Origin of the sequence: Granulicatella sp. WM01 (assembly GCF_004570605.1) — a bacterium.
GTDB lineage: Bacteria > Bacillota > Bacilli > Lactobacillales > Aerococcaceae > WM01.
The window spans coordinates 1-7,855 of record NZ_SPPB01000069.1 but is presented as its reverse complement, the minus strand read 5'-3'; the positions used below and the strand labels follow the sequence as shown (position 1 = coordinate 7,855).

Genomic DNA, 7,855 nt, shown 5'->3' with positions numbered 1-7,855 from the left:
ATAATATGATATTTAATATGATGTTGTACGTCTTGAGTTAGCCAATTTTCTGGAAATTCAAATTCTTCTTCCAATTTCAATAATTTTCTGGTATTCTTATCCATGTGAAGCACCTCTTTACTATTTTCTCTCAACTTATAGTTTACTGGTTTGCTTCACTTTTTTCTATAAAAAAATAATCGTGTTGGCGAACTTTTTTGTTCACCAACACGATTTATTGTACACCCTTTCTTTTTCATGTATTATAAATACAATATTATCAATGTAACAGCATTATCGTGACAACACTTTTCACTAGCCAAAATTAGACACAAAATGCTTTTTTCTTTTCGTGTTTCAAACATTATACTAAGTGTTGAGTCATTTTTGTCCCATTAAATTGGAAATGTCACTCTATTTGACAAGGATCGAAGAAATAAACGGTTCCTTTTTACGTAAATAGCTTTAAATGAAGTAAAGCTATTTTTTATACAAATTCTTTGTTTTATTGTATGGGAAATTCGCTTTTTCATAGTGATGTATAAATTTCAGATTTTAGCTGAGCAGCATGTTTTCCTGCGATATAACCTGTGACAAAAGCTGCGGTGATGTTATAACCACCTGTATAACCATGAATATCTAATATTTCGCCACAGAAAAATAGATGAGGCACAATTTTTGATTCCATAGTTTTTGGATTAATTTCTTTAAGATGAATACCACCACCTGTGACAAAACTTTTTTCAAGAGGTAGTGAGCCATTAACTGTAAATGTCCACTCTTTTAATAGATAAGCAAGATTTTCAAAATCGGATATGTTTAATTGTTTAAGAGCAGTATTAGGTAAAATAGCCTGTTTTTTCAAGAAAAATAGCACTAATCGTTCAGGAATATATTGTTTTAATACTGTTTTAATTTCTTTTTGAGGGTCATTTTTCTGTGTTTGAATGAGTTGTTGTGTCAGTTGAGGTGTTGAGTAGTCTGGTAAACAGTCTAGTTTTAATGTCACATCAGACATGGGATATTTACTTAATTCTTTATGAACAAAGCTAGAGCATCTTAGTACAGCAGGACCAGACACTCCAAAATGTGTAAAAATCATATCCATGCGATGCGTAATAATAACTTTTTTCTTTTGGTTTACTACACTTAACGCAATTTCTCTTAGAGACAAGCCTTGTAGTGTTTTCTCTTGAATAAATGGCTCATTCGATGTTAGAGGCACTTCCGTAGGGAATAATGGAGTAATTGTATGTCCCATTTGCTTTGCAAAAATATATCCATCTCCAGTTGATCCAGTTCTAGGAATTGACTTTCCACCAGTAGCAATAATAATTGATTTTCCTGCAATAAATTCTCCACTCGACAATGTAATCCCTAGAATTTTGTTCTGTTCGTGTTCAATTTGTGTGACAGTAGCTTTTGTTTTAACTGTTACTCCATATCTTTTGATAAGGTCTATAAAGGTATCTCGGATAGTTTGAGAGCGATCGGTTATGGGAAACATACGGCCATGATCTTCCTCTTTTAAAGCTACACCATGGTGTTGGAAAAAGGACATAATATTGTAGTTATCAAATTGTGAAAACGCACTATATAAAAATTTTCCGTTACCGGGAATATGCTTAATGACTTCATCAGAGGGACGATTATTTGTGACATTACATCGTCCACCACCAGTAAGGAGTAATTTTTTTCCTAATTCAGCGTTTTTTTCAATAAGTAAGACTTTAGCATTATGCTTAGCCGCGCTAATACTCGCCATTAAGCCACTTGTTCCACCACCTATAATAATGACATCATACATGTTATTAACCTCATTGTTTCATTTATTTTATATGTAGTATATCATTAAATAAGAAAAGAATAAATATTCTTTAAAAAGAAAGTATTATGGGAGTTTTTGTAGAGAGTAATATAAATAGTGAAACCGATTTTATATTTTGATTAATAGGTGTATTATTGGTCAAATGTGTCAGAATAGCTAACTTATGCTATAATGACAGTATAAAGTGAGGGTTAAAGATGAATGTAAATGAATTGGTGCAACATATGCACATTATAAAACAAATAGGTAATCAACAATTACTAGAGATGACGATTAAAGACTTGAGTTATAATACAAACACAGTTCACGAAAAAAGTATCTTTTTTGCGTTACAAGGGCGTACACTTGATGGGGCAACGTTTATTCCAAGAGCATACGAATTAGGTTCAAGAGTGTTTGTTAGCCAAACAGAAGTAGATGTACCAGAAGATGCATTGCTTATTATTGTTAAAGATAGTCGCTATGCGTTAAGTCAAGCGTCGAATATTTTTTTCAATTATCCTAGTCGTTCACTTAAAGTTATTGGAGTTACAGGTACAAAAGGAAAAACGACAACAACAACATTATTGTATAAGATTTTGACACAAGCGGGAATTTCTGCAGGTGTCATTGGCACAAATGGTATTCATTATGCTAATATGAGTATTTCTACTTCAAACACAACTCCTGAGAGTTATGAATTGCATAAGACAATGCATTTGATGAGAGAAGCAGGTGTTCAAGTGTGTTTCATGGAAGTGTCCTCTCAAGGCTTAATGATGAACCGCGTAGAGCACATTGATTTTGATATTGCAGTATTTACGAATATGGCGCACGATCATATTGGAGAATTGGAGCATCCTACATTTGAAAATTATTTATATTGGAAAACACATTTATTTGAGTTGACAAAAGTAGCACTTGTGAATCAAGATGATGCTTATGTTAATCATTTTAAGACTAGTAAAGTATACACGTACAGTATAGATAACGCTAGTGATTTTCAAGCTAGCCAGATTGAGTATCTTTTTGCTCAAGGTCAAACTGGTATGCAATTCCAAGTCAATAGCAGTCCTATTCATGCTCTGGTGCATTTACCTGTACCGGGGAAATTTAACATTTATAATGCGTTAGTTGTTATAGCAATTGCGTGGTTATTGGATGTAAATGTTCAAGAAACACTTCACTTTTTGGCAAAAACAACAGTTTCTGGACGAATGGAGAGTATTTCTAATCAAAAAGGTGTTTTAGCTATTTTAGATTATGCACATAATGGGTTTAGTTTAGAAAATGTGGTACAGACATTACAACAGTATACTTACAAGCGATTACTTATTCTATTTGGATCAGTGGGGGATAGATCGCAGACTAGACGAAAAGAATTGGGAGATGTGGTGGCAAAATATGCTGATATTGCTATGATAACATCGGACAATCCCGGACATGAGGATCCAATGCGTATTATAGATGATATATACCAGTCATTTGTAGGTTCAACGTGCCAGGTGTACAAAGAGCCGGATAGACAAAAAGCGATTGAGAAAATAATTTCGCTTTCTAAAGAGGGGGATATTATTATTTTTGCAGGTAAAGGTCATGAAACATATCAATTAATTGGAGATGAAAAAGTACCTTTTCATGAAAAAGAAATCATTGAACATGCATTACATGCTTCAGTTCAACAGTAAATCAAAGGGACTGGGAAAAAACTGAAATTTTAGCCTTTCGATTAACATGTGAACAATTGAAAACAGCTTAGAATCAACGGTTCTGATGACGTCATGATAAGCTGTTTTTTACTTTTATGACTTTTTTTCAGTCCCTTTTTCGTGAAGTATTCAAATCACAAAAACTGAGGGAAATCTTTGTTTATAAATGTTGGTTTCTCTAAGTTTTAAATATATCATGTCAAATAATGTTCAGTTTTTAATTGCCTTAAGAGTTAGCTGGATAAGATGTGAAAATTTGGAAATATAGCCTAAAGAAGTTCTGGTTTAAAAGAAAAAGTATAATGTTAGAAAATGAGTAGTAGGGCTAATTGAGGGCGTGTGGCAAATTAAAAATCGTATCATATCTTTGTTTAGGTAAAGATGTGATACGATTTTTAGCATTTTGATTTTGTTCTAATTTTTATCCATTATCTTTATAGCGTTTGATGCTAGTTATTTTAGTAATTTTTTTAGTGGAATAACAACGAGTGGGACTACAATAACGGCAGCAGCTAGTTCAAGTAGTCCGTTCCGTCCTGCTATGAAGAAGATAAAGGCTAATACAGGATCTACGCCACCTGAAGCTGCTACAGGATTAGCCCCAAAAATTAGTTGGTAGCCAAATACGTAAAATCCACCTAATACTAAAATAGTATTTGTTAATGTTCCGACAACAGCGGCAAAACCTGCTGAAAGAGGTGTTTTACATTTAGTCACTAATAAATTAAAGATAAGCCCTGCCAAAAATCCAACAAGAGCACGTGGTACAATAGAAATTAATGGATTGTAAAATAAAGGATTTAATAATCCGGGAGTTTGAAGTGCGAAAATAAAAGATGTTATTCCCCAAACTAATCCAATAAGAGTGCCTAATCTTGTGCCTAGAATACAAGCTGCAATAATAACAGTAATATGTATAAGTGTAACAGCAACATCACCGATAGTAATATAACCAAGTGGTGTATAAGTTTGAATAAGAATAATGGCTGAAAATAATCCAATTAGAACTAAATCACGAGTCGAAATACGACGTGATAATTTGTTTTCCATAAAAACCCTCCTTTTTTAAGTAGCATAAGTATATCAAATTATAAAAAAAAACGATAGTATTTTGGACTAAAAACATTAAAAAAATGGCAATGATACTAGATTTTTGTGAAATTTTAAGATAAAATGAAACCAATAAAGTATGCAAAATTGATAACAAATAAAATGATATAAAGGAGGGGAATTATGACATATTTATTGACAAGAGAAAAAGTTTTTCGTGACCCAGTGCATGGTTATATTCATGTTCAACATCAAACAATTTTAGATTTAATTAATACACGAGAATTTCAAAGACTAAGACGTATTAAACAATTAGGCACATCATCTTCTATTTTTCATGGAGCAGAGCATTCAAGATTTTCTCATTCATTAGGGGTATATGAAATTGCTCGTCGTATTTGTGATAAGTTTCAACGGACGTACAGTACCCAAGAAGAAGGAGATGGACTTTGGAACGATAATGAACGATTAGTGACGCTTTGTGCAGCATTGTTACATGATGTAGGACATGGGCCTTTTTCGCACACGTTTGAAAAAGTCTTTGGAACTGATCATGAGGCCTTAACTATTCAAATTATTTTATCCAAACACACACAAATTCATGATGTGCTAAAACGTGTAGCTCCAGATTTTCCAGAAAAAGTTGCATCAGTTATCCAAAAAAAGTATGATAATCCTCAAGTTGTACAAATGATTTCAAGCCAGATTGATGCTGATAGAATGGATTATTTATTACGAGATGCTTATTTTGCAGCGGTAAGTTATGGTACTTTTGATTTAAATCGTATTTTACGTGTTATTAAGCCTTATAAAGACGGTATTTGTTTTGACTATTCAGGTATGCATGCGGTAGAGGATTATATTGTGAGTCGTTATCAAATGTATATGCAAGTTTATTTTCATCCTGTGTCAAGAGCTGTTGAAATGTTAATTCATCATCTATTCGAACGTGCTAATTACTGTTATGAGGAAAAACATTTGCAACATAGATTGGAAGTACCATTATTAGTACCATTTTTTGAAAAAAACTGGACATTAGAAGATTATTTACGTTTAGATGATGGAGTTATGACAACCTATTTTACCGTATTTTCTCAAGAGCAAGATGCAATCTTACAAGATTTGGCAACAAGATATTTAACACGACGCTTGTTTAAATCTGTTGTTATTCAACATGAAGAAGATGCCGAGGCGTTGATTGCTTACTCCCACTCTAAAGGCTATGATAAAACCTATTATACAGGATTTAATAATAGCTATGATTTGCCGTATGATTTCTACCGCCCAAATCAAGCTAAAGCTAGAACATCAATTCAATTAATGAATAAAGATGGATCATTGGTTGAGTTATCTCAGACAAGTATGCTTGTTGAGGCTTTAACAGGAAGAGAAAAAGGAGATAAACGTTTCTATTTTGCTAAAGAGTTATTGCAAGATGCCGAGTTTGTCAACTTGTTGAATAGTGTTGAAAGTAGAGTATAGTACGTTTTCGTTGATAAATAATCATCAAGAATTAGCTTTAAATCAAATCTTGTAGACTTTGATTTAAAGCTAATTTTGGATAATAAAAGGTTTTATGCAAGGAATAGTAGGGTGAGGGAAAAATTTCTAAATAACAAAAACTATGGGAAATCTTTGTTTATAAATGTTGACTTTTCGCAATTCTAAAAATATTATTTCAAATAATGCTTAGTTTTTTCCAGCTTCGATTTTGGATCATGAAGTGTTTTGTGTGCAGATAGCATATATTTCTAAAGAGAATGTATATTGTATTGATTAATTAGTTCGTATTTCTGTGCATTACTTTAAACTAAGAGTGCATCGATTGTTAGAGTTATTATACTCATTATTAAGATATAAAGAGAACGAAAAGCGTGATAAGAATGAAAGAAGCATATGTTGTCAATCAAAAATGAAAATGTCCCAAAGTGTGAGCCAATATAAGTGCAATGATTTCCAAAAAATCATTGCACTTATAGGGCAAAATAGTGTATGCTATTAGAGTATCAAGCAGATTTGTCGTTGTGATATTCTTCAGGAGAGTTTTAAAGGTTTTGTGAAAAACGTTAAAAGTTAGTGATATTCAAAAATGGTATAGAAATAAATTTTTAAATACTACCATCCAATCGAGCAGTTGGAATGAATGGTGTTTTTTTGTTATAATAAGAGTAGTGAAATGTTAGGTTACCAAATCGGATTTTAAATAATTGATGCAGTAAAATTTTGCATCCTCTAACATGAAAAAAGGAGAGATTCTATGATAAAATTGATTGCAATAGATATTGATGGCACGTTGTTGAATAGCCAGCATGAGATTACTCCAGCAGTGAAATCTGCTTTACAAAATGCTAAAGAGCGTGGAATTAAAATAGTGTTGTGTACAGGTAGACCGTTAAAAGGTGTGCAAAGTTTGCTGAAAGAACTAGAATTAGTAGAGGATAATCAGTATGTGATTACATATAATGGCTCGTTAATCCAGAGTACAGATGGAAAGTTAACGATTAAAGAATTTGCTTTGAATGCTCATGATGTATTAGATATTCAGAATTTTTCTGATGAATTGCATACATTTTATCATGTAGTCGACCAAGAGTATTTGTATACAACAAATTGTCCAGTAGGTAAATATACGGAATACGAAGCCCGTTTAGTTAGTATGGAGATTAAGCAGGTAGATAAGTTAGAGGAAAAAACATATCAAAAGGCAATGATAGTAGATGAACCTGAAATTCTAGACAATGTGATTAGACAATTGCCAGAAACGATGAAAGAACGCTATTATTGCGTAAAAAGTGCTCCATTTTATTTGGAAATTTTGCATAAACAAGCAAATAAAGGAACAGCTCTTGAAGTATTGGCTGATTACTTGTCTATTGATCTTAGTCAAACCATGGCAATTGGAGATAATAATAACGATATTGATATGATTAAAGTGGCAGGGATTGGTGTAGCTATGGAAAATGCAACAGATGAGTTAAAACGTTATGCTGATTGTATGACAAAAAGTCATAATCATGATGGTGTTGCCTATATTGTTAATCAATATGTAAATGATTAATTAGTAAGAAATGTTGGGAGCCCGTGTTGTAAAATGAAGTGCAACAAATAAAAATAAACAAAAAAACATGAAAATCAGCTATACTAAAGTTGCCAAACCAAATAGATAGGAAGATTTTCATGTCCGAAGTACATTATACCACAAAACGACACTATAAACACTTAAGTGATAAAGAAAGAAGTCAAATTGAAATATTATTAAACGAGGGCTATACTATTTCAAAAATTGCAACACTACTGAATCGCCATAAAT

General features: G+C 32.4%; 6 protein-coding genes. 4 read left to right on the top strand and 2 right to left on the bottom strand.

What is annotated here, in order from left to right:
• Positions 1-508: 508 nt before the first annotated feature.
• Complete coding sequence (locus E4T68_RS07795; protein ID WP_135125761.1) at positions 509-1,786, bottom strand: NAD(P)/FAD-dependent oxidoreductase; 1,278 nt, start codon at positions 1,784-1,786, stop codon at positions 509-511.
• Positions 1,787-2,004: 218 nt separating this feature from the next.
• Here E4T68_RS07795 and E4T68_RS07790 point away from each other — a divergent pair, with 218 nt between their 5' ends.
• On the top strand, positions 2,005-3,474 hold the full coding sequence (locus E4T68_RS07790) for a UDP-N-acetylmuramoyl-L-alanyl-D-glutamate--2,6-diaminopimelate ligase (RefSeq protein WP_135125759.1): 1,470 nt from the start codon (positions 2,005-2,007) through the stop codon (positions 3,472-3,474).
• 474 nt (positions 3,475-3,948) lie between these two features.
• Here E4T68_RS07790 and E4T68_RS07785 read toward each other — a convergent pair whose 3' ends face one another.
• A complete protein-coding gene (locus tag E4T68_RS07785; RefSeq protein WP_135125757.1) occupies positions 3,949-4,545 on the bottom strand; it encodes an ECF transporter S component in 597 nt (198 codons plus the stop codon).
• A gap of 183 nt (positions 4,546-4,728) precedes the next feature.
• Between E4T68_RS07785 and E4T68_RS07780 the strand changes: the two genes are divergently transcribed.
• The 3 genes from E4T68_RS07780 to E4T68_RS10005 form a co-directional block, all read left to right on the top strand.
• A complete protein-coding gene (locus E4T68_RS07780; RefSeq protein WP_135125755.1) occupies positions 4,729-6,027 on the top strand; it encodes an HD domain-containing protein in 1,299 nt (432 codons plus the stop codon).
• 775 nt (positions 6,028-6,802) lie between these two features.
• The gene (gene yidA, locus E4T68_RS07775) at positions 6,803-7,603 is read left to right on the top strand and encodes a sugar-phosphatase (RefSeq protein ID WP_135125753.1); all 801 of its coding nucleotides are present in this window, start codon (positions 6,803-6,805) and stop codon (positions 7,601-7,603) included.
• A gap of 119 nt (positions 7,604-7,722) precedes the next feature.
• On the top strand, positions 7,723-7,855 hold a 133-nt coding region (locus tag E4T68_RS10005; RefSeq protein ID WP_135125751.1), incomplete at its 3' end, for a helix-turn-helix domain-containing protein.

Coding starts and splice junctions, on each gene's coding strand:
- E4T68_RS07795 (WP_135125761.1), bottom strand. CDS start 1,786: ATGTATGATGTCATTATTATAGGTGGTGGAACAAGTGGCTTAATGGCG.
- E4T68_RS07790 (WP_135125759.1), top strand. CDS start 2,005: ATGAATGTAAATGAATTGGTGCAACATATGCACATTATAAAACAAATA.
- E4T68_RS07785 (WP_135125757.1), bottom strand. CDS start 4,545: ATGGAAAACAAATTATCACGTCGTATTTCGACTCGTGATTTAGTTCTA.
- E4T68_RS07780 (WP_135125755.1), top strand. CDS start 4,729: ATGACATATTTATTGACAAGAGAAAAAGTTTTTCGTGACCCAGTGCAT.
- yidA (WP_135125753.1), top strand. CDS start 6,803: ATGATAAAATTGATTGCAATAGATATTGATGGCACGTTGTTGAATAGC.